The organism is Corynebacterium sp. LaCa_23, assembly GCF_058182375.1.
This window is the reverse complement of the sequence record NZ_CP190825.1, coordinates 581,383-607,776: the sequence shown is the minus strand read 5'-3', so window position 1 is coordinate 607,776 and position 26,394 is coordinate 581,383. Positions and strand designations below refer to the sequence as shown.

The window sequence follows — 26,394 nt, the reverse complement described above, 5'->3', positions numbered from 1 at the left end:
CTCTCCTAAATGTGATTCGCATCATCATAATTGCTCCCCCGGAGGTTGTTCAACAACATTTATGGCAAGGGGTGCTGCGGGGGTGATCTACGCTACTTTTCCCGCCTTTCGCTCCAGGTATTCAACTATTGTCTCTACGACCCTATTCGGGTCATTGACCAGCTCTTTTGGCCCAAATCTCAATACCGTAAATTGCTGGTTTTCGATTTCTCGTTGCCGGCGCATCTGTTCCTTGACCACTGTTTCCGGCGCTGTCCCATACGTACCGTCGTACTTAGTGTCCCCGTCGACCTCGATAATGAGCCACCCATCGATACATAAGTCAGCCCGATACTTTCCCAATACGCGAAATTGAGGATACACAGTGGCAGCGGGAATCCTTTCAATAATTAACGCCCGCAAAAGCGACTCGTACGGTGATTCGGAACCGGCATACGCATGCTTGACTACCATTTTCATGGGGATAGGCCCCTTCATCCGAGCCATCGCTGCCCGTGTTTCCTTCAGATCTTCTACCGAAACCAGGCCCGCACGTAACGCGGAATCGACCGCAACAAGCCCCTCCGCAAACCCATGTAGCCTGGCGATATCCAAGCATGTCCGCGCCGGATTCGTCACGCGGACTCCAGACCTTTCCACCGTTGTTTCCTCTATCCGTGCCATGCGGTAATACTTTCGCGGCCACTGCGTGTGCGGTGGAATACTTCCTGACGGTGAAGCGAGCTCAATGAGCTCATTTCTCCGGGGAATCACCCAAATTCCCCAAATACGCGCAGCTGACTTAGCCACCAACGATGCCCTGTGCGCACTTAGGCCGGCCCCTAAAGTAAGGGCCAACTGTTGCTTATGCCATGGCCAGCTTTCCCACGTCGTTGTTTTTACTGCAATCCAGGGTGCAACCCGCTTTAGTTCTCCTGAGTAGAGCGCTGGATAGTAAGGACTAGTTGAACCTGCATAACGAAGATTAATGAACTCATGATTTAACATGCTCTTTATCTTCGCCGCTTCTTGGAGAAACTGCTGAGCGTGATGCTCCAAATGGTCACATTCTGAGCTCCTTGCGGGACACCTGCACCGAACGGGTGCCAATCCCAAGGGACGGGCGACTAACACCTTTTGCGAAGGCCCGGAAGTCGGTCGCTTTGGTCAGAGTTCGAAGGTCAGCCTCCTATGGTCAACCTCCACTGCAATAACTGAGCAAACTGGCGCCTCAAATATCGCAAATCTTCTTCAAATATTGCATAGGACCCTGCACATTTTGCGAAGCTCCCTGAGGAGGCCTTCGAGCTGCCGGTTGCGGAGTATGCTGAAGCGGCTTTGCGCAGCTTTTGGCGGAGCTTCTGAGGGGCCCTTTGAACAGCCCACCATACAGCTCTTTGCGGCACTGTTGCGGTCCGGACCGCAACGAGTACTAGAACTATCGCGAACCTTCACGAATCGAGCCCACATCAGGCGCGTGCAGCTCACCGCTGGAATGGGGCGTGATTTACTAGAACCAATGGAACCCCTCGAACTCTCAGCACTCACCGGCACGCAATCGCGCACCTATGGCACCCGCAAAATCACCAAGGACATGGTGTCTGCGCCGGTCCATGTGGCGATCGCGTTGTGGGATGAACGCTGGGATTCAGCGGAGGATGGAACCATCGAGGGGTGGGTCATTGCGGTCAATACCGCCCAGGCACGCTTCGTGCGCAAAGGCCAGATCAAAAAAGGCGATATCGTTAAAGTTGCGGTACGCGAGCTGCAACGCGCCCTGCACGGAATCGATGGGCGCACCTGGATTGTCACCGGGCACAGGCAAAATGCGCTCCGAGCGGCGCTCGAGAAGCGCGGCTATACGGTGACGGGGAGCTTTGCGGGGGAGAATCGGGCATCGGCAAGCGCGAGCTCCGCACGCCGCAAACAAGCTGGCCTGACCGCGCGGAAGGCGCGCAAGCTGGGCGAGGCCCCGAAAAAGAAAGAAGCCAACCACGTCGAAACGCCAGAGGCGAAATGGTGGCCCAACTTCTCGCACACGACGTCGTGGCCGGCGGGCACGGTGGTGCGCATCGCCACCGACGCCTCCTCCGATACCGTGTTCAAGGGCTCGATGTGTTTCGTGGCAGGCAACGGCGACTACCGCCTGCGCACCCGCGAGACGAAAGCCAGCACGGACGAACTGGAGCTAGAAGCGCTCACACTCGCCTTAAAGTACCTGCTCAAGGTAGGTGCGACGAAGGCCGTCATCGAATCCGACTCCGTTGCGGCATTGGATGCGGTCAACCACATTGTGCACAAGAAAGGCTCGAAGGCGGCACGATCTGGACGCAGGTGGCGCGGGGTCTCATCTGGTGCGCGTTCCCGGTTCCAACAGGCCTGGGGCGACCTCGAAGGCACCTGCGAAGTGGATATCCGCAGGGTGCTCGGTCATGCCGGTGATCCGCTCAATCGCGCCGCCGATCAGATTGCGTATATGGGGCTGCGCGCCATTGCCCACCCCATGAAGCAATCGCGGCCTACCTTGCAAAGCGGGATCAGCAAGGCGCTCAAGGCGGTAAAGCCCCGGTAACGGTTACCGCCGCAGCACGCTTATTGCAATCGGCGCGCGCCCTCTCCAGGGCGGGCCACCACGAAGGTCGGAGCGGGAAAGCCCTGCTGTGCCGCTGCTTCTTCAATAGCCTGCGCGGTCGCGTCCACTTCGTCCTTCGCTATTAGGGCGATAACCGCACCGCCAAAGCCACCACCAGTCATGCGCGCACCGAGCTCACCTGCCGCGTTAAAAGCAGAATCGAGTTCGGGCGTTGTGACCTCGTAAAGATCCCGCAGCGAGACATGGCTATCGCGCATCAGCTGGCGAAATGTATCCATATCGGATGCGCACAAGGCGGAAGCAGCACTCAAAGTGCGCTCGGTTTCTTCCACCACATGGCGCACGCGCCTTTGGTACAGCTCGGCCGAATCCGAGGACTTTTCGGCAACGATTGCGGCAAAGTCCACGGCATACGGAATATCGCGGATGGTGCACCCAGCTGCGGATTGCACGTCATCGATAACTCCGCGGCGGGAGGCGTATTGGCCATCGGAAAGCGTGTGAGGTGCGTTGGTATCCGCAATGAGCAGCACCAAGTCTTGGGAGGCGATATCGAATGGGATGCGTTCGACGGCACCGGTAGCAAAATCGAGGAATAAGGCCTTTCCACGCTGCCCAAAGAGGCTGGCATTTTGATCCAGTCCCCCGGTGGAGGCGCCCACCACCTCGTTCTCCGCGCGAATACAGGCTTCAACGAGCCCGCCGCGGGCAGCATCATCGGGTAAATGCCCATGGTCGAGTTCATAAGCCGCTACGGCAATAGAGCACTCCAACGCTGCAGAACTGGATAAACCAGAGCCAACGGGAACGTCCGATACAATCGCGACGTCGAGTCCATCGCACCGCAATAGATCGGCCTCGACCGCCGCCCAGATGGCTCCTGCGACGTAACCTGACCAGTCAGCAGGATGTCCCGGTTTCACGCTAGAAAGCGGAACACAGGCCTGAGCTACGGAACCATCGAATTCCGATGCAATGCGGATTGCGCCATCTGTACGCGGGCGCACGGCCACGGCCGTATTTTGTTCCAGGGCAAAAGGAATGGACGCACCACCGGCATAGTCAATATGTTCGCCGATGAGGTTCACCCGCCCTGGAGCCGCCCACACCCCAACCGGCTCAGGGGCAGCAGCACCTGCCTCATCTTCAGCGAAAGTCTCCACGAAAAGCCGACGGGCAGCGGTAGCAAGTTCCTCGTCTGTGCGCGTAGAAAACCATTTAGGCATCCCAGACCTCCTTAAAGCGCGCAGCGATGCGTTCTGGTGTGGTGTCATTAATCCACACTCCCTGCGCGGATTCAGAACCGGCAAGATACTTCATGCGATTTGGCGAGCGCATGAGTGAAAATAGCTGCAAATGCATCCGGATGCCCGGGCGAAGCTCCGGATCCACCGGGGCTTGTGTCCAGCCGGCAATATATGGCGTCTTTTCCACGCCCTCAAAAAAGCGATCGACCGCGGAATAAAGCTTTTTCAGCACTCCAGCAAGGTCGGCGCGTTGTGCTTCATCGAGCGCCGAAAAGTCTGGGACATCGTCATTGGGCAGAACCATCGCCTCAAGCGGCCATTTAGCTGCCGCAGGAACGAATACCGTGAAATATTGCGTCTCCGCAATGATGCGATCGTCTGCTTCCCGTTCCCTATCGAGAAGATCCTGGAAAAGATCGCCATCATAGGCGCGAACCGAATCCACAATGGAGCGCAACCGCGGGGAAAGGAACGGGTAAGAATAAATCTGGCCATGCGGGTGCTGGAGGGTAACCCCAATTTCTTCCCCGCGATTTTCAAAGGGGAATACTTGCTGCACTCCGTCGATGGCGGATAATGCGGCGGTGCGGTGTGCCCAGGCCTCGATCACGGTGCGAATACGGGATTCAGGCAGATCGCGGAATGAAAGGGTTGGGTCCTCGGTAAAACACACCACCTCGCAACGGGCCTGGGCTGGCAGGCGCGGGACCATGCCGAGGAGCTCATCTTTATCCGGTTCCTCAATCGTGGCGGCCATGGAGAACGAGGGAAAGCGGTTTTCAAAAACCACCACGTCATAGCTGGGGCTGGGAATCTCAGTAGGCAGTTGGTCTGGCCGCGTCGGGGCTAGAGGGTTCTCATTGGCAGGCGGCATGAAGGTTCTGTTCATGCGGTGTGCGGCGAAAGCAACCCAGTCTCCCGTCAATGGATCGCGCCGCATTTCGGAAGCGGGAGCAACGGTGGGAATATCGCGGGCATCATCAAGCACGCGATCGGAATGCGGCTGATCGTCGAAGTAGATGATCTCGCGGCCATCGGCAAGCTGAGCGTGAGTGATATCAACCATTAGTCTTCTCCTGGGATCCGGATTGGTTTCAGGCGCGCCCACAGAACAAAAAGCGCTGCTACCGCGAGCATTGCCAGGCCTGCCCACAGGTTATTCGCCGCCTCTTTTGGCATTGCGGTATCCGGGTTGACGCCAGGGTCAAGGAAGAAATAACAAGCAATGAGAATAATTCCGTACAGGCCTAATAAGGCGCCAATCACATTGCGCAAGTCAAACGCGCCTGCGTGTTTTTTATCAGACATGAGCTACTCCTTAGGCAAAGATGATGTTGAGGCCGACGGCAATGACGAGGCAAATAATGCCCAGTGGGACAGTTTGCTGGTACCACGGCAGGGACTTTTCGGTGTAGTCCTCGAAGTGACCCTTTGGGGTAACGGAGGAGACGAAGCCCACAAGCTCGCTGTCAGGTTTGGGCTGGGTGCACATGCTGACGATGATGGACACAAGGATATCCACAACGAAGGCGACACCAGCAGCAACGAACGCAGTTCCCTGCCCCGGAAGATTAATGGCGTCAGTGAAGGTAGCTACGTACCAGAACGCAATCGCCGAAGCCGTACCGGCAACCAAGCCCGACCAACCGGCGTGCGGAGTCATCCGCTTCCAGAACATGCCCAAGATGAACGTGGCGAAGAGCGGCGCATTAAAGAATCCAAAGAGCGTTTGCAGGTAATCCATGATATTGCCAAAGTTTTTCGCCAACAACGCGGTGAAAATCGCAATCGCCGTCGCCGCTACCGTAGCCCATCGCCCGAACTTGAGGTAATAATCGTCCTCACGATCCTTAACCACATACGTTTGCCAGATGTCATAGGACATAACTGTGTTAAAGGCAGAGATATTGGCGGCCATACCAGCCATAAAGGATGCCAGCAGACCGGCAATAGCCACGCCCAAGAGGCCATTGGGCAATAAATCGCGCATTAGCAGCAAAATGGCGTCGTTCGGCTCGGCGCGTTCTTCCATCAGGTCCGCAACCGATACCGAAGCCACCATGCCGGGGATGACCACCAAGAATGGGATAAACATCTTGGGGAAAGCACCAATGATCGGGGTCTTGCGGGCCGCGGAAATGGAATCCGAGGCCATTGCTCGCTGCACTTCTACGAAGTTTGTGGTCCAGTAACCGAAAGACAGCACAAAGCCCAAACCCAGGACGATTCCGATGACCGACCACACGGGGTTTTCGAAACCGGAAATTTCCGTGCCCGGCCACGTGTGAAAGTGCGATTCATCAGCAACGGCATCTTTCAAGCCGCTCCATCCGCCGACTCGGTTGAGGCCGATAATCGTCAAAGGTGCGAGTGCCGCCACGATGACAAAGAACTGCAATACCTCGTTATAAATGGCTGCGGAAAGGCCACCCAATGTGATGTAGGACAGCACGATAATCCCGGCTACCAGCAGAGATACCCACATCTGCCATCCCAGCAAGGCTTCTACGATGGTGGCTAGAAGGTAGAGGTTCACGCCGGCAATGAGCAGCTGAGCGATGGCAAAGGAAATCGCATTCACCAAGTGTGCTGCGTTGCCAAACCGCTTGCGCATGAACTCTGGGACCGAACGCACCTTGGAGCCGTAATAAAACGGCATCATCACGATGCCAAGAAATACCATGGCGGGAACGGCACCGATCCAGAAGTAGTGCATGGTCTGGAAGCCATACTCCACACCATTGGCGGACATACCAATAATTTCTACCGCACCCAGATTGGCGGAAACGAAGGCCAACCCGGTTACCCAAGCCGGCAGACCCCTTCCGGATAGAAAGAAGTCAATGGAGTTTGAGACCCGGGCCTTTGCCGCCCAGCCGATGCCCAACACGAATAGGAAGTAAATGGCTACCAACAGGTAGTCCACCCATGAGGCATCCAGCCTCAATACGGATTCAGCTGTTTCCATCGCTGACCTTTCTCGATTTTATTTTTCTACGGCAGACAAATGTAGGTTAAAAACTTGCGGTTTCCCCTGCTTTAGTCGCACAAGATCTATCCCACTGCGCAAGGCATTAGGTGGCGCACTCATAGGTTCAACTGCCAAGGCCTTGCCCGATGGTGCTACTTCGCGGGGAAAATTCTCCGGTGTATACAGTTGCACCCACTCCACACCGCTATCCATGGCCAAGCGGACCCCGCGGCCATCGGCGGTATAGTCCGCTACAAGCGGGCCGTGTCCGTGAAAACAGTCATCCCAGTTCACACGGTCCAGCGGTGTGTCCACCAACTTCGCCGGGCGCACCTCACCGGTGGGCAGGTTTCTTTCATCCAGAAGGTGGTGCTCATCCACATTCAGGTTGAGCACGCACTCGTGCGTGGGTGCACCCTGCGCAGACAAGTAAAGGTGAAGCCCATAAGCAAATGGAATCTCCTCGGCGTGCTCGGTCACGGCCTTCACATGAGAATGCAAGCCGCTGTCATCCACGGCGTAGGTGGCCACTAGCTCTACAGTCCAAGGCCAGCCATTGTGGGGCCCAATGCTAAAAGTTAGCGTGACCTCGTCTTTATGCTGTTCAACTAGCTTCCACCAGTTCACTGCAAGCCCATGAATAGCGTTATTGCGCTCTGGTTCTGTAATGCCCAGCTGGTAGTGCTCACCCTGCCAGGTGAATTGACCGTCTTCGGTGCGGTTAGGCCACGGCGCCATTACCACCCCGGCCATCATCGGGGGCTTGTCCTTATAGGTTTCTAACAGCGGCCGTCCCTGAAAGGTCAGGGACTTCACGCCGCCGCCCCATAGGGCAATTTCGGCTAAGTAATCGCCATGAGAGATGCTGACGCACTCAATGTCGGCGCGCTCTTCATTCGATGTATAACCGGTCATATTAACGACCTTTCTGGCTATAACGTGTGATTGAAATCAGCTTAAGATCTCGCGCAAAATCAAGTCAATCGTTTGCACAACCATCTCCTTAAAAGGAGCATTTGGCCAGCTCGGCCACTGCAAGATTGACCCATTTCAGGGCTACTGCGGTGTACATACCCACACCATTGCGTACCCACATGCCTGAGATTGATTTTTACCTCTCCCCCAGAATGCGAGGAATACTAGCCTCCCAGCAGTCCAAGCCAGACGAGATCACCCACTGCACAATCGCTTCCCACTACTTGCGCAGTCGCCGCCACAGGATGCGCGCCGCGGAATGCGGGGTCGCCACAACCTCGCGCAGGTAATTGCTCGGCATCGAAAGCCACGGCGTGCGCGCGGGATGAACGTTAATCGCGATCCCCAAGTGCCAAGCCCACAATGTGGTGCGCAGTGCATGGAAATCGTTGGTAACCACCTGCAACACAGCATCTGGTGCGAGGCTGTGCGCGTTTTCTAGGTTCTCATTTGTGCTGGTAGCGGCCGGTTCCACGAGCACATCCGCAGGATCAACACCCCGCTGGATTAGGTACTCAGCCATCGCGCCCGCTTCCCCGCGGCCAGAGACGATGACCGTCTGCCCAGAATAGAGTTCGAGCGCCTTATCCAAGCGAGACCGCAGCATGGCGCCCGGATGGCCGTGGGTGACACGGGAGCCCAATACAAGGAGCGGATCGCGCTGGGAATTATCCATGATTATTAGCTTAGACCGGCGGGAACCCTTGACACTGATAAGAGCCAAACCGTAGAGTTAAAATAATCGTGCAAACGATTGCACACTTAGTCGTTTATTCCCCATCTATGAGGAGCTCGGCATGGCTACAACCACGCTGAAAGACGTCGCCGCGGCTGCTGGGGTGTCCATTTCCACCGCCTCACGCTCGTTGGCGGGAAATACCTCGATCTCAGAAGCCACGCGGACTCGGGTTCAAGACATCGCCGATAAGCTTAATTACAGGCCCAATGCTCAAGCGAGGGCCCTGCGCAGCGCGCGCTCACACGCCATCGGGCTCATCATTCCCAATCTAGATAACCCCTACTTCGCTGCCATGGCAGCGGCGGTGGAAAAAGAAGCAAACGCCCAAGGTATCGCCACCATCATTACCAATTGCGGGGAAGATCCGGAACGCCTAGTGACAGCACTGGAAGCATTGGGACAACGACGAGTCGACGGCATCATCGCCGTACCACTCGCTGGGACAAAGGATGCCCTAGCGCAATCGCAGGAACAACGCCCCCTCGTTCTCATTGACCGCGAACTCGACTCGCTGCCAGCCGTAGTTTCGGACCCCACCCATGGAATCAACGACGCCGTGGCCCAACTCAAGGACAAGGGGCATACCAAGATTGGTTATCTCTCGGGGCCGCAGGAAACATCTACTGGTCGCCAGCGCCTCGAAGTGTTTAAGCAGGCCGCTCAGGGAATGGATATACACATCCACCAAGGCAACTTTCGGCACAAGGAAGGCTATAAGGGCGCCATCGAACTGCTGCAAGCAGAAGTCACCGCAATTGTTGCCGGGGATTTCATGATGACTGCCGGCGCATTAGAGGCCTGTCATAACGCCGGTAAATCCATCGGCCAAGAAGTAGCGCTCGTTGGTTTCGATGATTTTATCTATCTGCGGTTTCAAGCAGCCCCAATTTCCGTGGTGGACCAAGATGTCGCCTGCATGGGCCGAGCCGCCGCTGCTGAACTCATCGCATCCATCGAAGACAAACGACAACCCCAAGGAAAAATCCTTCCCACCCGCTATATTCCGCGGATGTCCACAGCCCACGAGGTGCAGGGAGAAAACACATGAGCGATACCGTCCTCAAACTCGACAACGTTACTAAGTCCTTCGGACCAGTCGAGGTCATCAAAGGCGTAGATTTAGACGTACGCTATGGGCAGATTCAAGCCCTCCTCGGTGAAAATGGTGCCGGGAAATCCACACTCATCAAGATGATCGCAGGCGTACACGAGCCGGATTCAGGACGAATCCTCATTGATGGATCCGAGGTAAAAATCCCCGATACCAAAGCCTCCGAAGCGTTTGGCATCGCCACAATCCATCAAGAGCTCAACCTCGTTCCCACGATGTCTGTGGCAGAAAACATCATGCTCGGGCGGACGCCGAATAAGTTTGGCCTAGTCAACAGAAAACACCTCAAAGCACAAGCTAAAGCAGCATTAGACCTCATCGGCTTGGACGTTGATTTAAATCAACCGGTAAGCGAGCTGGGCATCGCCAAGCAGCAATTGGTAGAAATAGCCAAAGCCCTATCGATGAATGCGCGCATCCTCATTCTTGATGAGCCAACCGCGGCATTGACGGGCAAAGAGGTCGATGCCCTTTTCACGGTATTAGAGGACCTGAAAGCCAAGGGCGTCGCGATGGTTTTTATCAGCCATCACCTCGATGAACTGGCGCGAATCGCAGAAACCATCAGTGTGCTGCGAGACGGCGCCTTCATCGCTGAAGTCCCCGCTGATACCGATAAGGACGAGCTGGTGCGGCTTATGGTTGGCCGTGAGATTGAAAACCAGTATCCGCGAGAAGCTTCGGCTCAGCCTGGTAAGGCACTGCTTGAAGTTAAAGACCTGTCCTCCGAAGGCGCATTTCACGATGTCTCGTTTGAAGTGCGCGCCGGCGAGGTGGTCGGGCTGGCCGGCCTTGTGGGAGCGGGCCGTACAGAGATTATCCGCGCTATCGCCGGAGCAGATTCGTACGATTCAGGCACGATACATGTCGAAGGAAACGCTCTGCCCAACGGCGATATCAGTTCCTCCATCGCCGCGGGGGTGGGCCATATTCCGGAAAACCGTAAATCACAAGCCTTGATTCTCGATGCCTCAGTATCCGACAATCTTGGCCTTGCCACCTTGTATCCCACGGCGAAGGCAGGGCTCGCAGACCGCAAGGGGCAACACCGACGTGCCGGTGAGGTTGCCGAAACCCTTCGGATCCGTATGGCCGGGCTGGACCAACCCATCCGTGATCTCTCGGGTGGTAACCAGCAGAAGGCTGTGTTCGGCCGGTGGGTACTGGCCGGCTCCAAAGTCTTATTGCTTGATGAACCAACTCGCGGCGTCGATGTTGGTGCAAAGGTAGAAATCTACAACATCATCAACGAAGTAACTGCAGAAGGCGGAGCAGTACTCATGGCTTCCTCTGATCTGCCTGAGATTCTCGGTATGTCTGACCGCATCCTCGTAATGTCCGGTGGCCAACTGGTGGGACAGCTACCCAAGGATTCCACTCAAGACGAGGTCATGGCACTTGCCGTTTCCAACGTAGCTGCCGCTACGGAAGTCTCCGCAGTCAACACCGAATCCGCCACACCACCTTCCGCCTCTACAAAATAAGGAATACTCATGACCAAGAATCGCATTGCCAACTGGGCCATGAATAATGGCGCGCTCGTGGGGCTCATCGCCTTGTGTATCGCGCTCTTTATCGCCACTCCCTATTTCCTTACGGTGGCTAACCTCCTCAACGTAGGTATTCAAGCTGCCACGGTGGCCATCTTGGCCTTTGGCATGACTTTCGTCATCGTCACTGCAGGCATTGACCTTTCTGTTGGCTCGGTGGCGGCCTTGGGAGCAATGGTTTCGGCCTACATGTTCTCCAACGCTGGGCTTCCCGGCTGGCTTACTCTGCTTATCGGTTTGTTCGTCGGTGCGCTCGCCGGTGCTATCTGCGGTATGGCCACTGCTTGGGGAAAAATTCCCTCTTTCATTGCAACTCTGGCCATGATGTCCATCGCCCGCGGCATCACGCTCGTAATTTCACAGGGTTCGCCCATCGAAACTGCACCCACAGTTAACGCCTTCGGCGGCGACGTATTCGGCTTCCCGGTTCCCATCATCATGATGGTCATCGCTGGCGTTATCTGCTGGTTCATCTTAGAGCGCACCGTCCTCGGCCGTTCCATGTATGCCATCGGCGGAAACCTTGAAGCCGCGCGCCTGTCTGGTCTGCCAGTAAGGCGTATCCAAATCGCAGTATTCGCGCTTTCCGGATTTTTCGCCGCCTGGGCAGGAATGGTTATGGCGGGCCGCCTTGAATCCGCACAGCCACAAGCCGGAACCGGTTATGAGCTAGATGCTATTGCAGCCGTTGTCATCGGTGGTGCCTCCCTTTCCGGCGGACAAGGCAAAGCCACGGGCACACTCGTTGGCGCCATCCTTTTGGCCGTGATTCGCAATGGCTTGAATCTGCTCAATGTTTCTTCTTTCTGGCAGCAGATTGTCATCGGCTTGGTCATCGCCCTAGCCGTGGGCTTCGACGTATTCCGTAATAAGACCGCGAATTAGGCAGGACACCATGAAGACACTTTTAGCCTCACTCATCGTCCCAGCTCTAGCGTTGGGCCTTGCCTCGTGCAACCGCTCCGAGGAGGACCGAAACCGCATCACCCTTTCTGTATCGACGCAAACGAATCCATTCTTCGTAGAGTTACTCCACGGCGCACAAGATAAAGCCAAAGAGTTAGACGTTCCCCTCGATATCCAAGATGCCTCCGATGACCCGGCTCAACAGGTCAATCAGTTGGGAAATGCAACATCCATGGGCGCAAAAGTCGTTGTCATTAATCCCACCGATTCTGATGCCGTCGCCCCCGCTGTACGCAGCATCAAAAATGATGGTGTGCCAGTCATTGGGGTCGACCGAGACGTCAACGGCGTGGAACTAGATTCCATGGTTGCTTCTGATAACGAGGCCGGTGGCGCCCAAGCGGCGGATAAACTCGCAGAATCGATCGGAGAAGAGGGCGAAATTCTGATCCTGCAGGGAACCGCCGGTACCTCTGCCTCGCGCGAACGCGGCAAGGGATTTGAGGAAAGGATCGCGCAGTACCCGGGCATCAAGATCGCCGGCAAACAGTCTGCGAATTTCGACCGCACTGAAGGCCTCAACGTAACTACCAATCTGCTGCAGGCGAACCCGAATATCAGCGCCATTTTTGCAGAAAACGATGAGATGGCTTTAGGCGCTGTTGAGGCTCTCGGTTCCAGAGCCGGCAAGGAAGTCAAAATTGTTGCCTTCGATGGCACCTTTGACGGACTCAAAGCCGTAAAAGATGGCAAGCTGGAGGCAACGATCGCCCAGCAGCCTGCCGAGCTTGGTGCCCGAGCAATTGAACAAGCAGCAGCGCTTCTGCACGGCGAGAGCGCAGAAAAGAATGTCCCTGTTGAGGTTATTACCGTCACCAAAGACACCGTGGAGGATTTCCAATGAGCAAACTCACCGTCGTCGGCTCGATTAATGCTGACCTTATTGTCCACGCCGAACGCCACCCGCACCCCGGCGAAACCCTGCTGGGCTCCGGCGGCGAGATCCTCGCTGGTGGCAAGGGCGCAAACCAAGCGGTAGCCGCTGCGCAATTGGGCGCCAATGTAGCTTTCGTCGGCGCGGTCGGTTCCGATCCCTACGCCGAGCCCGCCATGCACTACATGCACAGCTCCGGCATCGATCTCAGCGCGGTGGAACAGTCCGATACCACTACTGGTTTGGCGGTCATCACGGTCTCCGCCGATGGCGAAAACACCATCGTCATCTCCCCCGGCGCGAACGCTCTTGTCGATGCCCCCTTCGTCACCGCCCGCCAATCCACCATCGCCGATGCGGACGTGGTCCTGCTCCAGGGCGAAATCCCCGCCTCCGGTTTCAAAGCTGCTGTCGATGCCGCCCAAGGACGCGTAGTCGTCAACCTCGCCCCGGTCATCGAGGTGGACCGCGACGCCCTCCTGCAGGCCGATCCCCTCATGGCCAACGAGCACGAGGCCGGCCTCATCCTTGAGCAACTGGGTCTTTCTTCCACCGGCACCCCGCGCGAGCTCGCCCACCGCCTCGTCTCCGCCGGCTTTAAATCGGTGGTGCTGACCCTCGGGGCCGAAGGCGCCTACGTGGCAACGCCCGAATCCAACACGGACATCCTCACCCCACAGATCACCGCGGTCGATACCACCGGCGCCGGCGATGCCTTTGCCGGAGCATTTTGCACCAAGCTCCTTGAAGGCGCCACGCTTGTCGATGCCGCCACCTTCGCCGCCCGCGTCGGTGCCTTCGCCGCCACCAGCGCCGGCGCCCAGCCGTCCTATCCCACGACCTCTTCGAGGTTGCCAGAGGTCACGCAGAAATAGAACTGTGTTCAACGGTATCTAGCCGTAGATTGGTTCGGACTCAAATCCGGCGAGAATCCAATGCCACTGCCACACGGGCTTGTGAACGTGCGACGTGAAGTTGGTGCGGTTCTCGTCTGCTTCGATTATTTGCTGCACTACATCCACTAAGTGGTGCTTCACGCAGCTCCCCGAGTACCGCAACACCGTATAGCCTTTCACCGCAGCGTTATTTCCCTTCCATCGGTCCTTAATGAAAGTACCTAGGTCTTCAGCCTTGTGATAATCGTAACCATCAATCTCTACCGCCACCTTACCCACCACAATGTCCCACAGGTACGGACCAATTTGGTGGTTAACCTGCACCTTTTTACCGCGCTCCTGCAATGCGCGGGTCACCTTCCTCTCCGCTTCACTATCGGCCCCGATGGCGGCCTTTTTCACCAGTTCTTTGACCCTTGCCGGTACCCGAGAGATAGCGCCCCATTCCTTCTCTAGGGCTTGTTTCCCGCGTCGCGTCTTATAGCGCCCTTCTAGCATTGCCAACGCTTCCGCTTCTCCTACTTCTCCCGCGGCCAAAAGCGGATTCTGCACGGGAACGCCATCCTGGCTAAAGGTCGTTGTCTGCCGCGTACGCTGCACCTTTAACCAAGTAGAGTTCGCCAGCGGGTGCTCGTAGGCACAATGCAGCGGAAAGGTCAGTTCCTTCTCGGAATAGAGCTCAACCGCAGATTTCCCCGCGAGCATTATTCCAGGCCATTTTTCATGCACGATGTAAGCGAGCTCGAATGGTGTGGGTTTCCGCCACGTATACAACCCACGGCGAATTTTAATTATCTTGCCGCTGGCCAGACCGGACCTCAGTTGCCTTTGATTCAACCCCGATACTAAAAGTTCCTTCATCTACTCCCCCTCGGAGCACTTACGCCCCGAGTGGAAGTGTAAGTGAGGCGGCACGGACTCGCAGGGCCACGTGCCACCGACCTCAGCCCTGAGGCGTCCATAATAACCGCGTTCCTCTAAAAATCAGGCCGAAAAATGCAGAAACGCGGTTGTTTTGAACGCAGCGCCGCCCGATGAACGCCCTAGGAGCCAGGAAACCTACGCACGCCATACAAAAATGTCCAAAACAACCGCGTTCCTCTAAAAATCGGGCCCAAAATTGGAGAAACGCGGTTGTTTTGGACACAGAGTACTAGGGACTACTCCCCTAGCAGCTTCGAGCGCAGGTTCTTATCCTTCTGCTCAACTTCTTCTGCCATCTTTTCTTGGTAGGCAACCATCTTGTCTTGCAGGGCGGGGTCTCCGGCGCCCAGGATGCGGGCGGCCAGCAGGCCGGCGTTCTTTGCGCCGCCGATGGAGACGGTGGCCACGGGAACGCCGCTAGGCATCTGCACGATAGAAAGCAGGGAGTCTAGGCCATCGAGGTCCTTGAGTGCGCGCGGGATGCCGATAACGGGCAGCGGCGTGGCCGCTGCAACCATGCCCGGCAAGTGGGCGGCGCCACCGGCACAGGCGATGATGGCTTTAAGCCCGCGGGAGTGCGCTCCCTTGGCGTAGGCCAACATCTTTTCCGGGGTGCGGTGGGCGCTAACCACACCAACCTCAAAGGGGATGCCGAAGTCCGCGAGGACTTCCGCTGCGGGTTCGACGGTGGGCCAATCCGAGTCCGAGCCCATGATGATTCCTACCTGCGGTTCCATAATGTCCTTTCTAGGTTTTAAGAGTTATGCCCACGTTGCGTGCATGAGAAAGTGCGCGGCCTGCCGGGCGGCATCGCGGGTCTCATCGAGTGATGTACCAGCGACATTGACGTGGCCGATCTTGCGGCCGACGCGGTGATCCTTGCCGTACAGGTGAATCTTGGCGTGCGGGTAGCGTTCCATGACCTCGCGCACGCGCTGCGGCATAGGCATCTTGGGGTCTTCGTCCGCGCCGAGCACATTTGCCATAACGGTCACCGGGGCGAGGGCGTCCACCGCGCCCAAGGGCAGGTCGAGTACGGCGCGCAGGTGCTGTTCAAACTGCGAGGTAACGCAGCCATCCTGGGTCCAGTGGCCGGTATTGTGCGGGCGCATGGCCAATTCATTGACGGAGATGTCCTCGCCACCCTCACCGTTGAAGGCGAAAAGCTCCACGGCCAGCACGCCGGTCACGCCAAGGGATTCGGCAATGCTTAGCCCCAGCGCAGAGGCACGTTCTGCCAGCTCAGGCGAGAGACCGGGCGCGGGCGCGATGGCCTCGACACAGATGCCGTTGGCCTGGCGGGACTGGGTAATGGGCCAGACCTTGGCTTCACCGGATGGGCGGCGCGCTACCAAGATGGACAGCTCGCGGGTCAGATCCACCTTCTCTTCGGCCATGAGCGGCGTGCCGGCATCTAATAGCTCGGCGACGAGCTCATCAAGATCCGCATCCGAAGGAAACCACACGCCCTTGCCGTCATAGCCACCGCGGCGGGCCTTGAGGCAAACGCGCCCGTCTACGGCATCGAAAAAAGCGCGGGCATCGGCGACGGATTCGATGGCGCTAAACCGCGGAACGGGCGCCCCCAGAGCGGAGAGTTTTTCGCGCATGTCCAGCTTGTCCTGGGCATAGCGCAGGGCGCTGGGCTGGGGCTGGACGTTGAAGGAGGCATCGATAAGCGCGGCGGAATGCTCATTGGGCACATGCTCATGCTCAAAGGTAACCGCATCCGCGCCGCGGGCTGCCGCGAGCAGATCCTCGTACTTGTGGTAATCGCCCACCACGATATCCGGGGTAACCTGCGCGGTCGAAGAATCCGGGCTACCAGCAAGAATCCGCAGATGAATATCGAGTTCAGCGGCGGCAGGCTGCATCATGCGCGCCAGCTGACCATCGCCACAGACAGTTACAATAGGTTTTGAGACACTCACGCCCACAATATTAGCTTGGATACCATGTTTACCCGTCATTCGATCTTCCAGAACTCCCTCATGAGCGCCCTCCTTGATGGCATTTATGACGGCGAGATGACCATCTCTGAGCTGCTAGGAAAGGGCAATTTTGGTATCGGCACCTTTAACGGCCTCGATGGTGAAATGATCATCTTGGACGGGACCTGCTACCAGCTGCGCGGCGATGGCTCCGCGCGGGTTGCGGACCTAGACCAGCAGACCCCTTATGCCGTGGCCACCAACTTTGTGCCGCGCATTCTTGTCGATGCCCCACGGGGCCTGCGCCGCAACGAGCTTTCCGCCTTCATCGATGAGGTGGAACCTTCCGCCAATTACATGTACGCCGTCCGCATCACGGGCAGGTTTTCTGAGGTCTCAACGCGCACCGTGGTTAAACAAACCAAGCCCTATCCCCCAATGACCAAGGCGGTCGGTGGCGATAAAGAGATGCACTTTAGCGATGTCGAAGGCGTCATCGGTGGCTTCCGCACTCCCGTGTACGAGCGCGGGATTTCGGTGCCCGGCTGCCACGTGCACTTTATCGACGCCGCGCGTAAGTCTGGCGGACACGTGCTGGATTACACCGTGGATGAAGCGAAAATCGAGCTCTGCCCCGGTTCCGATCTAGAACTGCGCCTGCCGCTGACCCAAGAATTCGGCCGCGCAAACCTCGCGCCGGAGGATCTTGATAAGCAATTGCACTCCACCGAGGTTAAAACCAGGGGCGATCATTAATAATCTCCGCCACCTGCTTTGACTTGGCTACGGTGGGAAAATACATGGCTCTGTCCCAGCCGTTGAGCGCAATGGAGATACCGCCGCGGCGCTTGCGGGCGCCGCGAATATCTTCCAGCGGGATCGAATCGATGTGGCGTCCTTCCCGCACGATGACGCGGCGGTTGGTCACGATGAACCGCTTGCGGCGGGCCTTATATAAAGGAATAAGGAAGCGCCACGTGCTCAGCCCAGCCCACAAAACGACGAGTCCATTGCGCAGTATTGGTTCTACCCCCTCGGCATCGCACCAGCCGATGGCAATCCACAGCACGCCCGTAATGAGGATGAGCTCCAAGAATGGGAAAACGAGCGCGCGAAACGGCGCGGACACGTCCGCGCGCTTAACCTCGCCTTGGCCCATCTTCATCAATCCCATAGCCATGGATAGTACCAGTGCGAGGCCGTGCTGCTCAGTCCACGCGGACTCCGCAGCACCTGCCGCGCGATGCCTATCGTGCGGCGCTTATCGCGCCGGACGCAGATGCGTCACGTCGCCGGCGGAGTAGTACTCGCCCGCGACGTTAATGCGGCCGTCATCGCCGATGCCCTCGACGCGGCCGATGACATCGCCAGTCGGGGTCTCCAGCCGCACCTCTTGGTCAATAGATGAGCACACCGCCCGGTAATCCTGCATCAGCTGCGGATCTTGGTTCTCCCACTGCGTAATGCGCCGGCGCAGGTTTTTCAGCACGGTAATGGCCAGCTCGGTGCGGTCGGTATCGCGGCCTTCCAGAGCCAACGAGGTCGCCTTTTCGATGGGCAATTCCTCGCGGGTGAGCGTGACATTAATGCCCATGCCCACGACCACGCGCGCGAAGGGCGCCTGCCCGCCGACGGCCTTATTCACCTCGGCCTTATTGACTTCTGCTTTGTTGACCTCAGCCTTGTTCAACTCAGTCTTATTGAGTTCTGCCTTGTTGACCTCGGTCTTCGGTGCGGACTTGAAGGCTTGGCCCACGGGACCGGCCTCGGCAAGGATGCCGCAGAGTTTATTGCCATCGATATGCACATCATTCGGCCACTTCAGCACGGACCCCTCGATGGAATCGGTCACGGCCAGGCCGGCAGCCAGCGGAAGCGTGCCCAAGTAATCGAGGGAATCGGGCAAGAGCAGCACGGAAAAAATCACTTGGGAGCCGGCCGGCGCCGTCCACGCCCGGCCGAGGCGGCCCTTGCCGGATAGCTGCTCATCGGCAAGCAGCACGGTGCCATCGGCAACGTTTGTGGCCTGCATCAGATCGGTATTGGTGGAACCGGTCTGATCCACAAAATCGATGGTGGTGAAATCCTCTGCCAGGGCGGTGCGAATGCGGTGCTTATCAAGTGCAGTCATAGATTCCAAGATACCGCCCGCTGGTGGTGCTAGTGTGTTGCGCATGGCAAAGGTCACTTTTGAAAAGGTAAATATCACCTACCCCGGCGCGGCGGCGCCCACCGTGAAGGAATTGGACCTAGAAATCGCGGACGGCGAGTTCCTCGTTTTGGTGGGCCCTTCTGGCTGCGGCAAGTCCACGACGCTGCGCGCGCTGGCGGGCCTTGAGCCAACGTCTAGTGGCCGGATTCTCATCGATAATGCGGATGTCACGGGCCTCGAGCCGGGCGATCGCGATATCGCGATGGTTTTTCAAAATTACGCGCTCTACCCGCACCTTTCGGTGGAAGAAAACATGGGCTTTTCGCTCAAACTGGCCAAGCTCCCGAAGGCTGAAATCAAGCAAAAGGTCCAGGATGCCGCGGAAATGCTGGGCCTAAGCGAGTTCCTTAAGCGCAAGCCCAAGGACCTATCGGGCGGTCAGCGCCAGCGCGTGGCCATGGGCCGTGCCATCGTGCGCAATCCTAAGGCCTTCCTCATGGATGAGCCGCTATCTAACCTGGATGCAAAGCTGCGCGTGCAGACTCGTACCGAGCTTGCGAGCCTGCAGCAACGGCTTGGGACCACCACGGTCTATGTCACCCACGACCAGGTCGAGGCCATGACGCTGGGGCACCGGGTAGCCGTGCTCAAAGATGGCGTATTGCAGCAGGTTGCCCCGCCGCGCGAGCTTTATGCGGAACCGGCCAACGAGTTCGTGGCCGGCTTTATCGGTTCGCCTGCGATGAACATCTTTGACCACAACGGCGAGCGCCTGGGCGTGCGCCCGGAAAACATGCACCTCAATGAGGGTGCTGAGGGCCTGCACGGCGTGGTCGACTTGGTTGAAGAATTGGGATCCGAATCCTTCGTTTACGCCACGGTGGGTGACGAGCGTTTCGTTGCGCGCTGCGAAGGCACCCCGCCGCAGCGCGGCGAGGAAGTTGTATTGACCTTTGATGAAAACGCGGCACACCGCTTCGATCCAGAAACCGGGCAGCGCATCACCACCTAAAGCACCCCCGTATAGAGGTGAATAATCAAAATCTATTCAGCGCGCGGTGTTTGTAAATTATTTTTAAGGAACACCCAAGCTTTCTGAAAGGTGAATCCCCCATGAAGAAGTACTTCATTCGCACCACAGTCGCCACCACGGCGGTACTGGCCCTTGCCGGCTGCTCCACGTCTGACGATGGTGCAGATAACGCGGATGGCTCCGCATCCGGTTCCGGTTCCGGCGCTGACTCCCACGGCCCCATCACCTTTGCCATGGGCAAAAACGACACGGATAAGATCACTCCCATCATCGATAAGTGGAATGAAGAAAATCCGGATGAAAAGGTCACGCTCAAGGAGCTCGCGGGCGAGGCAGATGCCCAGCGCGAGACCCTCGTGCAGTCCCTCCAGGCCGGTAACGATGACTACGATGTCATGGCCCTCGACGTGGTCTGGACCGCGGAATTCGCCGCCAACCAGTGGCTCCAGCCGCTCAACGGTGACTTCGAGACCGATACTTCGGAGCTCTTGCCGGCCACCGTGGAATCGGCAACCTACAATGACGTGCTGTATGCGCTGCCGCAAAACACCAATGGCCAGCTCCTCTTCCGCAATACTGAGCTCGCGGACGCTACCCCGGAGAAATTCGCTGACCTCGAATCCGCCTGCAAGGCCCTGGAAGATGGCAAGAAGTGCCTGACCACCCAGCTCAAGCAGTACGAGGGCTTGGCTCTGAACACCGCCGGCTTCATGGAGGGCTGGGGCGGCTCGGTGCTTGACGATGACGGCAATGCCACCGTCGACTCCAAGGAGGCCCAGGAAGGCCTGCAGGCCATGGTGGATGCGTATGAAGACGGAATCATTTCCAAGGACTCCACCGCCGCCACCGAGGAAGAGACCAACATGGCCTTCACCGAGGGCAAGACCGCCTTCGCAGTGAACTGGCCCTACATGTACACCAATGCCGTAGATGCCGGCATCGACGTTGAGGTCCAGGCACCGCTGGGCAAGGACGGCGTCGGCGTATCCACCTTGGGTGGCTACAACAACGGCATCAACATCAATTCCAAGAACAAGGGCACCGCCCTGGACTTCATGAACTTCATCATCAATGAGGAAAACCAGAAGTCCTTTGCTGAGCAGTCCTTCCCGCCGGTTCTTTCCTCCATCTACGATGACCCGCAGCTGCAGGAGGAATTCCCCTACCTGCCAGCGCTAAAGGAATCCCTGGAAAACGCCGCACCGCGCCCGGTATCGCCGTTCTACTCCGCCATCTCTAAGGCCATTCAGGACAACGCTTATGCCGCGCTGACCGATGGCAAGTCCGTCGAGGATGCCACCTCCGATATGAAGGCGGCCATCGACTCTGCTTCGCAGGGTTAAAGATACGCTCCCTACCCCTCGTATCCCACGAGCAGGGAGCATGCATAAAACTGAGAAATACATAGCGAACCGCTAGTGCACAAATGGGTGAGGAAGGCGCATACGCCATAGCCTCACCCTTTGTGGTTTTCCCACCCTAGTTGGGGATAGAATCTAGCGCACCAGAAATTATCTGAACCAGAAAGGCGAATAACCGTGGTCACCACTTCGCCGACGCAACAGACGCACCCATCATCGAAGAAACCCAAGCGCAGCCCTAGCTCCAGCAGGTTTGCCAATTTCGGGCGGCCGGCCGCGCTGATCGCCCCGGCGCTTATCGTGCTGGGCATTATCATCGGCTATCCCATCGTGCGCGCGGTCATCCTGTCCTTCCAGGGAAACCGGCAGCTTAACCCACAAACGGGCATCTTTGAAGAAGGCGGTTTTGCCGGCCTAGACAATTACCTGTACTGGATCAATAACCGCTGTGTTTCCGGTGCGGGGGAAATCACGACGTGCCCGCCCGGTGTTATCGCCACCGACTTCTGGCCGGCCGTAAAAATCACGCTGTTTTTCACCGTGGTCACGGTCGCCTTGGAGACCATCCTCGGCATGTTCATGGCCATCATCATGAACGGCGAGTACCGCGGCCGCGGCTTAGTGCGCGCCGCCGTGCTTATCCCTTGGGCCATTCCTACCGCCGTGACCGCCAAACTGTGGCAGTTCATGTTCGCCCCGGACGGCATAGTCAATTCCTTACTGGGCACGAATATCGCCTGGACCACGGACCCGTTTTATGCGCGCTTTGCCGTCATCATTGCAGACGTGTGGAAGACCGCACCGTTTATGGCGCTGCTCATCCTGGCTGGCCTGCAGATGATCCCCAAGGATGTCTACGATGCCGCCCGCGTCGATGGCGCCAACCGCATCCAAACCTTCTTCCGCATCACCCTGCCGCTGGTGCGCCCAGCCCTGATGGTGGCCGTACTCTTCCGCACTCTGGATGCGCTGCGCATGTATGACCTTCCCGTCATCATGATTTCGAGCTCGTCTAACTCCCCAACCGCCACCATTTCCCAGCTGGTGGTGGAAGATATGCGCCAAGGTAACTTCAATTCCGCCTCGGCGCTATCCACCCTTATCTTCTTGCTCATCTTCTTCGTCGCTTTCATCCTCATCCGTTTCCTCGGCGCGGATGTCTCCGGCAGAAAGGGTGCAAAATAATGCGTAAATTCGGACACTACGCGGGCATTATCTTCATCATGTTCTGGGGCCTTGCTCCCTTTTATTGGATGGTGGTCACCGCCCTGCGCAGCCAGGAATTCACCTTCGATACCACGCCCTGGCCAACGCATATCACGCTCGATAATTTCCGCGATGCCCTCGCGACGGACAAGGGCAATGACTTCCTCGGCGCGCTAGGCAATTCGCTGTTCATCTCGCTCGCAACCACCGCGGTAGCCGTCTTGGTCGGCGTATTTACCGCGTATGCGCTCTCCCGCTATGACTTTCCCGGCAAGGGTATTGTCACCGGCATCATCCTGGCAGCCTCCATGTTCCCCGCCATCGCGCTGGTTACCCCACTCTTCCAGCTCTTTGGCCGCCTAGAGTGGATCGGCACCTACCGCGCGATGATCATCCCGAATATCTCCTTCGCCCTGCCTCTGACGGTCTATACCCTGCTCAGCTTCTTCCGGCAGCTGCCGTGGGAGCTCGAGGAGGCCGCCCGCGTGGATGGCGCTTCCCGCGCCCAGGCATTCCGCCTCATCCTCCTGCCGTTGGCCGCACCGGCGCTCTTTACCACCGCGATCATTGCCTTTATCACCACGTGGAATGAATTCATGTTGGCCAAGCAGCTATCCACGACGGGCACCGAGCCGGTCACGGTGGCCATCGCCCGTTTCTCTGGCCCCTCGGCCTTCGAGTACCCTTATGCCGCAACCATGGCGGCTGGTGCATTGGTGACCATTCCGCTTATCATCATGGTGCTCATTTTCCAGCACCGCATCGTCGCCGGGCTTACCGCAGGAGGTGTCAAGGCCTAATGCGCCGGTCCCTGCTGTGGGATTCGCTCCTCGGATTCCTCGGCTTCTTCGCGTGCCTTGCGGTCATCCAAGCCGTAGTGAACTTATTTGAAGACTCCCCCGCCGTATGGCCCGGCCTAGTGGCCGGCGCGCTGTGCGCACTGACCTACCTTGCCTGGCGGGCAAAAAGAAAGGATCTGCAATGAGCTGGTACCACAACGCCGTCTTCTATCAAGCCCTCGTGGGCTCCTTTAAGGACTCCGGCAATAACGAGGCCGAGAATAAGGGCATCGGTACGCTGCGCGGGGTCATCGACAAGCTGGATTACCTCCAGTGGTTGGGCGTGGACTGCCTCTGGCTCTCGCCGTTTTATGCCTCGCCGCTGCGCGATGACGGCTACGATATCGCCGATTATTATTCCATCCACCCCGATTACGGCACGATGGCCGATTTCGAGGAACTGGTCGAGGAATTGCACCGCCGCGATATGCGCATCATGACGGACCTGGCGCTCAACCACACCAGCTCCGATCACCCGTGGTTCCAGGCCTCGCGCTCCGACCCGGATGGCCCATTTGGGGATTTCTACGTCTGGGGCGATGACCCCGAGCGCTACCCCGAAATCCGCGTCATCTTCACGGACGTTGAGACCTCCAACTGGACCTGGGATGAGGAGCGCCAGCAGTACTATTTCCACCGCTTCTACTCCCACCAGCCGGATCTCAATTACGATAACCCGGACGTGCAGGATGAGGTCTTTAATATCTTGTCCTTCTGGATGGACAAGGGCCTTGATGGCCTGCGCCTCGATGCCATCGCGTACCTCTTCGAGCGCGATGAGCTCGGCGGCGAATCCCTGCCGGAGACGGTGGAGTTCGTGGAAAAGATTCGCTCCTTTATGGATACCCACTATCCCGAGGCCGTCCTCATTGCGGAGGCCAACCAGCCACCCAAGGAGACGATGGAGTACTACGGCTCCGGCAATCGCTTCCACATGGTCTTCAACTTCCCGGTCATGCCGCGGCTGTACCAGGCGCTCGCGCTTGGCGATGCCACCCCCGTCTACGACATCCTCGACCAGCTACCGCCGCTGCCCGAGGGCTGCCAGTGGGGTACCTTCCTGCGCAACCACGATGAATTGACCTTGGAAATGGTCGACGATGACGTCCGCGAGCTGATGTATCAGACCTACCTGCCAGAAGAAGGGATGCGGGCGCATGTGGGCATCGCCAGGCGGCTCATGCCGCTCATGGGCGGGGACCGCCGGAAGGTGGAGCTGATGTTTTCGCTGCTGATGACCCTGCCGGGTGCGCCCTTTATTTATTATGGCGATGAAATTGGCATGCTCGATGACACCTCTTTGCCGGACCGCTATGCCGTTCGCACCCCTATGCAATGGGACGATAGCCAAACCGCGGGCTTTAGTTCCCGCACCCCGGCGCGGCTGCCCATCGTCGGCGGCACATCCGTGGAATCGCAGCTCAATGATGCCACTTCCCTGCTGCACAGCGTGCGCACCATGATCACGGAGCGCCACGCGCACCCCGAGCTGGGCACGGCACCCTGCGAGCCGGTGGAAACCGGAAAAGAAAGCGTGCTGGGTTACCAGCGCGGCGACCTTTTGTGCCTGCACAATTTCAGCGACCGCTCCGTTGACCTAGGCCCCGTCGAGGTCGGGCCTTACGGGTACGCGTGGTTGCCGGCTTAACTTTGTGCATCCTCCACTGCGATAACTGAGCAAACCCAGCCTTCAGATATCGCAAATCTTCCTCAACTGTTGCAGGGGACCCTGCACTTTGGAATGTGCACTTTGGAGGATGCACTTCTACAAAGCGGGCGGTGCGCGCTACGGGTTGTGCGCGCCACGGGTAGTGCGCGCTGAGCTGCCACACAAAGAGCCCAGCTCCACACCCCCATTCACAGGGTGCAGCTGGGCTCATTTCCTTATGACTTAACTCCAGTCCGGGGCGTCTTCTAAGCGCAGCTCGGAATAGCGGGACTCTGGAACGGTGGCCGAGTATGGTTTGCCCACCGTTTCCCACACTTGATCTTGATTGCAGCGCACATCCTGGCCGTCGGTATCCAGCATGGTAAAGCCCCACACCAACTTGCCTTGGGAATTTGCCGGCAAGGTATATGGCCCAACTACCTGGTTAATCTTCCAGTGTTGTTCGCTGACGTAGTTGAAGCCGTAGGTCTTGGTCAGGATCTTGGCCAGATCGCCTTCACCGCGCACGGAGCCAGACACTTGAACGGTTTCCGTTCGCGCTTTGGATACGGTGTGTTTAACCGGCAGCGGCTCAGCGTTGTGGTTTGCCACGCTGGCGGCATCGGTTTGCTTGAACCAGCGGCGCTTCGCGGTGACATAGGTGGAGTTCTCCCCCGGCGTTGCGCAATGCGTGCCGGGCTTAAAGTCATCGTTCCAGCGCTGGGGCAGCTCAAAGTCTCCGCCGAAGTCAGAGGCGTGGGCGACGGGGACGGCCACCAGGCTCAGCGCTGCGATCGCACTAGCGATGGACTTCGCCTTCACGGTTTAACCCCAATCGTTGTTATCGCGGGTGGAGACCGCGACGTGGCGTTCCTTGGGCAGGGTTGCGGTAAAGGTATCGCCGTTGGCCTGCCAGGTGTGGTCGGAACCGCACACGGTCTTTTGGCCCTCAAAATCAGAAACTACCCATCCGGCCTTCAGCACAGCGGTCTTGCCCGGCGCGATATCGTATGGGCCGATCTGCTCGCCAACCTCATAGGACTGGCTCGAGGTGTAGCTGGAGGAGAAAGTGAAGTTGATCAGATCCAGCAGCTTGAAGTCCACACCAGCAGAAACGTTCCACTCCTTGGTCTTGGTTTCCTTCATGGAACGGGTCACTGGAAGCGGCTCGTCGTTGTAGTTAGAGATGGTCCAGGTACCGGCGGAGCCGTCGAAATAGGTGCGCTTGATGTCAACGGTTTGGCCGGTATCGCCGGGGTTGGCGCAGCGCTCGCCAATGGTAGTGGGGTTTGCTGGGCCCAGGTCGCGCTGTGGCAATGCGTTAGCGGCTGGGGCAGCGAATACGCCGGTGGCAACGGCCAAAGCCGCGGTGGTGGACGCAATCTTGGACATGCGCATG

The 26,394-nt window shown here is 57.9% G+C and carries 27 protein-coding genes; 13 read left to right on the top strand and 14 right to left on the bottom strand.

Features of this window, described 5'->3' with window-relative positions:
• Window positions 1–87: 87 nt before the first annotated feature.
• Window positions 88–1,038 carry a DUF559 domain-containing protein gene (locus ACP8IT_RS03070; protein ID WP_232207987.1) on the bottom strand — a complete coding sequence of 317 codons (951 nt, stop codon included), beginning with the start codon at window positions 1,036–1,038 and terminating at the stop codon, window positions 88–90.
• Window positions 1,039–1,498: 460 nt separating this feature from the next.
• On the opposite strand from ACP8IT_RS03070, the gene ACP8IT_RS03065 reads away from it, so the two are divergent.
• Window positions 1,499–2,551: a ribonuclease HI gene (locus ACP8IT_RS03065; protein WP_490290369.1), complete on the top strand. Its 1,053-nt coding sequence runs from the start codon at window positions 1,499–1,501 to the stop codon at window positions 2,549–2,551.
• 20 nt (window positions 2,552–2,571) lie between these two features.
• Here ACP8IT_RS03065 and galK read toward each other — a convergent pair whose 3' ends face one another.
• From galK to ACP8IT_RS03035, 6 genes are all read right to left on the bottom strand, one after another.
• Window positions 2,572–3,798, bottom strand: coding sequence for a galactokinase (galK, locus tag ACP8IT_RS03060; protein WP_490290368.1), 1,227 nt, complete (start codon window positions 3,796–3,798; stop codon window positions 2,572–2,574).
• Entirely contained in the window at window positions 3,791–4,885 is a 1,095-nt protein-coding gene (gene galT, locus ACP8IT_RS03055) for a galactose-1-phosphate uridylyltransferase (protein WP_302521148.1), read from the bottom strand. The genes galK and galT overlap by 8 nt, the downstream gene beginning before the upstream one ends.
• A complete protein-coding gene (locus ACP8IT_RS03050; RefSeq protein WP_023016871.1) occupies window positions 4,885–5,127 on the bottom strand; it encodes a hypothetical protein in 243 nt (80 codons plus the stop codon). Before ACP8IT_RS03050 ends, galT begins: the two co-directional genes overlap by 1 nt.
• A gap of 10 nt (window positions 5,128–5,137) precedes the next feature.
• On the bottom strand, window positions 5,138–6,787 hold the full coding sequence (locus ACP8IT_RS03045) for a sodium:solute symporter family protein (protein WP_490290367.1): 1,650 nt from the start codon (window positions 6,785–6,787) through the stop codon (window positions 5,138–5,140).
• 18 nt (window positions 6,788–6,805) lie between these two features.
• Entirely contained in the window at window positions 6,806–7,705 is a 900-nt protein-coding gene (locus ACP8IT_RS03040; protein WP_005281655.1) for an aldose 1-epimerase family protein, read from the bottom strand.
• A gap of 280 nt (window positions 7,706–7,985) precedes the next feature.
• A complete protein-coding gene (locus ACP8IT_RS03035) occupies window positions 7,986–8,441 on the bottom strand; it encodes a YdcF family protein (protein ID WP_490290366.1) in 456 nt (151 codons plus the stop codon).
• Between the two features lie 121 nt (window positions 8,442–8,562).
• Between ACP8IT_RS03035 and ACP8IT_RS03030 the strand changes: the two genes are divergently transcribed.
• Genes ACP8IT_RS03030 through ACP8IT_RS03010 form a run of 5 tightly spaced genes read left to right on the top strand, consistent with a single transcriptional unit; the run spans window position 8,563 to window position 13,880 of the window.
• Window positions 8,563–9,552: a LacI family DNA-binding transcriptional regulator gene (locus tag ACP8IT_RS03030; RefSeq protein WP_490290365.1), complete on the top strand. Its 990-nt coding sequence runs from the start codon at window positions 8,563–8,565 to the stop codon at window positions 9,550–9,552.
• Window positions 9,549–11,099, top strand: coding sequence for a sugar ABC transporter ATP-binding protein (locus ACP8IT_RS03025; protein ID WP_487282228.1), 1,551 nt, complete (start codon window positions 9,549–9,551; stop codon window positions 11,097–11,099). The genes ACP8IT_RS03030 and ACP8IT_RS03025 overlap by 4 nt, the downstream gene beginning before the upstream one ends.
• Before the next feature lie 9 nt (window positions 11,100–11,108).
• The gene (locus tag ACP8IT_RS03020; RefSeq protein WP_023016865.1) at window positions 11,109–12,050 is read left to right on the top strand and encodes an ABC transporter permease; all 942 of its coding nucleotides are present in this window, start codon (window positions 11,109–11,111) and stop codon (window positions 12,048–12,050) included.
• A gap of 10 nt (window positions 12,051–12,060) precedes the next feature.
• Entirely contained in the window at window positions 12,061–12,975 is a 915-nt protein-coding gene (locus ACP8IT_RS03015; RefSeq protein WP_490290364.1) for a substrate-binding domain-containing protein, read from the top strand.
• Window positions 12,972–13,880 (top strand): ribokinase, encoded by a 909-nt coding sequence (locus ACP8IT_RS03010; protein ID WP_005277419.1) that lies wholly within the window; start codon window positions 12,972–12,974, stop codon window positions 13,878–13,880. Before ACP8IT_RS03015 ends, ACP8IT_RS03010 begins: the two co-directional genes overlap by 4 nt.
• 18 nt (window positions 13,881–13,898) lie before the next feature.
• Here ACP8IT_RS03010 and ACP8IT_RS03005 read toward each other — a convergent pair whose 3' ends face one another.
• The 3 genes from ACP8IT_RS03005 to ACP8IT_RS02995 all read right to left on the bottom strand — a co-directional run bounded on the left by ACP8IT_RS03005 (window position 13,899) and on the right by ACP8IT_RS02995 (window position 16,795).
• A complete protein-coding gene (locus ACP8IT_RS03005) occupies window positions 13,899–14,762 on the bottom strand; it encodes an endonuclease domain-containing protein (protein ID WP_490290363.1) in 864 nt (287 codons plus the stop codon).
• Window positions 14,763–15,061: 299 nt separating this feature from the next.
• Window positions 15,062–15,562, bottom strand: coding sequence for a 5-(carboxyamino)imidazole ribonucleotide mutase (gene purE, locus ACP8IT_RS03000; protein WP_302521138.1), 501 nt, complete (start codon window positions 15,560–15,562; stop codon window positions 15,062–15,064).
• A gap of 24 nt (window positions 15,563–15,586) precedes the next feature.
• The gene (locus tag ACP8IT_RS02995; protein WP_490290362.1) at window positions 15,587–16,795 is read right to left on the bottom strand and encodes a 5-(carboxyamino)imidazole ribonucleotide synthase; all 1,209 of its coding nucleotides are present in this window, start codon (window positions 16,793–16,795) and stop codon (window positions 15,587–15,589) included.
• Here ACP8IT_RS02995 and budA point away from each other — a divergent pair.
• On the top strand, window positions 16,781–17,512 hold the full coding sequence (gene budA / locus ACP8IT_RS02990) for an acetolactate decarboxylase (RefSeq protein ID WP_284628974.1): 732 nt from the start codon (window positions 16,781–16,783) through the stop codon (window positions 17,510–17,512). The genes ACP8IT_RS02995 and budA overlap by 15 nt on opposite strands.
• Here budA and ACP8IT_RS02985 read toward each other — a convergent pair.
• Both ACP8IT_RS02985 and ACP8IT_RS02980 read right to left on the bottom strand, forming a co-directional pair.
• Window positions 17,490–17,930 carry a YdbT family protein gene (locus tag ACP8IT_RS02985; RefSeq protein WP_034653800.1) on the bottom strand — a complete coding sequence of 147 codons (441 nt, stop codon included), beginning with the start codon at window positions 17,928–17,930 and terminating at the stop codon, window positions 17,490–17,492. The two genes, budA and ACP8IT_RS02985, sit on opposite strands and share 23 nt — an antisense overlap.
• A gap of 87 nt (window positions 17,931–18,017) precedes the next feature.
• The gene (locus tag ACP8IT_RS02980; RefSeq protein WP_302520821.1) at window positions 18,018–18,887 is read right to left on the bottom strand and encodes a biotin--[acetyl-CoA-carboxylase] ligase; all 870 of its coding nucleotides are present in this window, start codon (window positions 18,885–18,887) and stop codon (window positions 18,018–18,020) included.
• Between the two features lie 43 nt (window positions 18,888–18,930).
• On the opposite strand from ACP8IT_RS02980, the gene ACP8IT_RS02975 reads away from it, so the two are divergent.
• From ACP8IT_RS02975 to treS, 6 genes are all read left to right on the top strand, one after another.
• Window positions 18,931–19,920: an ABC transporter ATP-binding protein gene (locus tag ACP8IT_RS02975; protein ID WP_490290361.1), complete on the top strand. Its 990-nt coding sequence runs from the start codon at window positions 18,931–18,933 to the stop codon at window positions 19,918–19,920.
• Window positions 19,921–20,021: 101 nt separating this feature from the next.
• A complete protein-coding gene (locus tag ACP8IT_RS02970; RefSeq protein WP_237799334.1) occupies window positions 20,022–21,284 on the top strand; it encodes an ABC transporter substrate-binding protein in 1,263 nt (420 codons plus the stop codon).
• Between the two features lie 195 nt (window positions 21,285–21,479).
• Complete coding sequence (locus ACP8IT_RS02965; protein ID WP_431832154.1) at window positions 21,480–22,487, top strand: carbohydrate ABC transporter permease; 1,008 nt, start codon at window positions 21,480–21,482, stop codon at window positions 22,485–22,487.
• The gene (locus tag ACP8IT_RS02960; RefSeq protein ID WP_023016855.1) at window positions 22,487–23,308 is read left to right on the top strand and encodes a carbohydrate ABC transporter permease; all 822 of its coding nucleotides are present in this window, start codon (window positions 22,487–22,489) and stop codon (window positions 23,306–23,308) included. The genes ACP8IT_RS02965 and ACP8IT_RS02960 overlap by 1 nt, the downstream gene beginning before the upstream one ends.
• The gene (locus tag ACP8IT_RS02955) at window positions 23,308–23,493 is read left to right on the top strand and encodes a hypothetical protein (RefSeq protein ID WP_023028381.1); all 186 of its coding nucleotides are present in this window, start codon (window positions 23,308–23,310) and stop codon (window positions 23,491–23,493) included. Before ACP8IT_RS02960 ends, ACP8IT_RS02955 begins: the two co-directional genes overlap by 1 nt.
• Window positions 23,490–24,995, top strand: coding sequence for a maltose alpha-D-glucosyltransferase (gene treS / locus ACP8IT_RS02950; RefSeq protein ID WP_302526337.1), 1,506 nt, complete (start codon window positions 23,490–23,492; stop codon window positions 24,993–24,995). Before ACP8IT_RS02955 ends, treS begins: the two co-directional genes overlap by 4 nt.
• 243 nt (window positions 24,996–25,238) lie before the next feature.
• Here the strand turns inward: treS and ACP8IT_RS02945 are convergent, their stop codons facing one another.
• Window positions 25,239–25,817, bottom strand: a complete 579-nt coding sequence (locus ACP8IT_RS02945; protein WP_005277394.1) for a hypothetical protein — start codon at window positions 25,815–25,817, stop codon at window positions 25,239–25,241.
• 3 nt (window positions 25,818–25,820) lie between these two features.
• Window positions 25,821–26,393, bottom strand: a complete 573-nt coding sequence (locus ACP8IT_RS02940) for a hypothetical protein (protein WP_490290360.1) — start codon at window positions 26,391–26,393, stop codon at window positions 25,821–25,823.
• Between the last annotated feature and the right edge of the window lies 1 nt (window position 26,394).

Bases quoted from the DNA above. Each gene is read 5' to 3' on its own strand.
- ACP8IT_RS03030 (WP_490290365.1), top strand. From the start codon at position 8,563: ATGGCTACAACCACGCTGAAAGACGTCGCCGCGGCTGCTGGGGTGTCC.
- ACP8IT_RS03040 (WP_005281655.1), bottom strand. From the start codon at position 7,705: ATGACCGGTTATACATCGAATGAAGAGCGCGCCGACATTGAGTGCGTC.
- galT (WP_302521148.1), bottom strand. From the start codon at position 4,885: ATGGTTGATATCACTCACGCTCAGCTTGCCGATGGCCGCGAGATCATC.
- ACP8IT_RS02955 (WP_023028381.1), top strand. From the start codon at position 23,308: ATGCGCCGGTCCCTGCTGTGGGATTCGCTCCTCGGATTCCTCGGCTTC.
- ACP8IT_RS03025 (WP_487282228.1), top strand. From the start codon at position 9,549: ATGAGCGATACCGTCCTCAAACTCGACAACGTTACTAAGTCCTTCGGA.
- purE (WP_302521138.1), bottom strand. From the start codon at position 15,562: ATGGAACCGCAGGTAGGAATCATCATGGGCTCGGACTCGGATTGGCCC.
- ACP8IT_RS02980 (WP_302520821.1), bottom strand. From the start codon at position 18,887: ATGACTGCACTTGATAAGCACCGCATTCGCACCGCCCTGGCAGAGGAT.
- ACP8IT_RS03045 (WP_490290367.1), bottom strand. From the start codon at position 6,787: ATGGAAACAGCTGAATCCGTATTGAGGCTGGATGCCTCATGGGTGGAC.
- ACP8IT_RS03010 (WP_005277419.1), top strand. From the start codon at position 12,972: ATGAGCAAACTCACCGTCGTCGGCTCGATTAATGCTGACCTTATTGTC.
- budA (WP_284628974.1), top strand. From the start codon at position 16,781: ATGTTTACCCGTCATTCGATCTTCCAGAACTCCCTCATGAGCGCCCTC.
- ACP8IT_RS02975 (WP_490290361.1), top strand. From the start codon at position 18,931: ATGGCAAAGGTCACTTTTGAAAAGGTAAATATCACCTACCCCGGCGCG.
- treS (WP_302526337.1), top strand. From the start codon at position 23,490: ATGAGCTGGTACCACAACGCCGTCTTCTATCAAGCCCTCGTGGGCTCC.
- ACP8IT_RS03065 (WP_490290369.1), top strand. From the start codon at position 1,499: ATGGAACCCCTCGAACTCTCAGCACTCACCGGCACGCAATCGCGCACC.
- ACP8IT_RS02985 (WP_034653800.1), bottom strand. From the start codon at position 17,930: ATGGGATTGATGAAGATGGGCCAAGGCGAGGTTAAGCGCGCGGACGTG.
- ACP8IT_RS02995 (WP_490290362.1), bottom strand. From the start codon at position 16,795: ATGACGGGTAAACATGGTATCCAAGCTAATATTGTGGGCGTGAGTGTC.
- ACP8IT_RS03015 (WP_490290364.1), top strand. From the start codon at position 12,061: ATGAAGACACTTTTAGCCTCACTCATCGTCCCAGCTCTAGCGTTGGGC.
- galK (WP_490290368.1), bottom strand. From the start codon at position 3,798: ATGCCTAAATGGTTTTCTACGCGCACAGACGAGGAACTTGCTACCGCT.
- ACP8IT_RS03005 (WP_490290363.1), bottom strand. From the start codon at position 14,762: ATGAAGGAACTTTTAGTATCGGGGTTGAATCAAAGGCAACTGAGGTCC.
- ACP8IT_RS02960 (WP_023016855.1), top strand. From the start codon at position 22,487: ATGCGTAAATTCGGACACTACGCGGGCATTATCTTCATCATGTTCTGG.
- ACP8IT_RS02940 (WP_490290360.1), bottom strand. From the start codon at position 26,393: ATGCGCATGTCCAAGATTGCGTCCACCACCGCGGCTTTGGCCGTTGCC.
- ACP8IT_RS03050 (WP_023016871.1), bottom strand. From the start codon at position 5,127: ATGTCTGATAAAAAACACGCAGGCGCGTTTGACTTGCGCAATGTGATT.
- ACP8IT_RS03020 (WP_023016865.1), top strand. From the start codon at position 11,109: ATGACCAAGAATCGCATTGCCAACTGGGCCATGAATAATGGCGCGCTC.
- ACP8IT_RS03035 (WP_490290366.1), bottom strand. From the start codon at position 8,441: ATGGATAATTCCCAGCGCGATCCGCTCCTTGTATTGGGCTCCCGTGTC.
- ACP8IT_RS02970 (WP_237799334.1), top strand. From the start codon at position 20,022: ATGAAGAAGTACTTCATTCGCACCACAGTCGCCACCACGGCGGTACTG.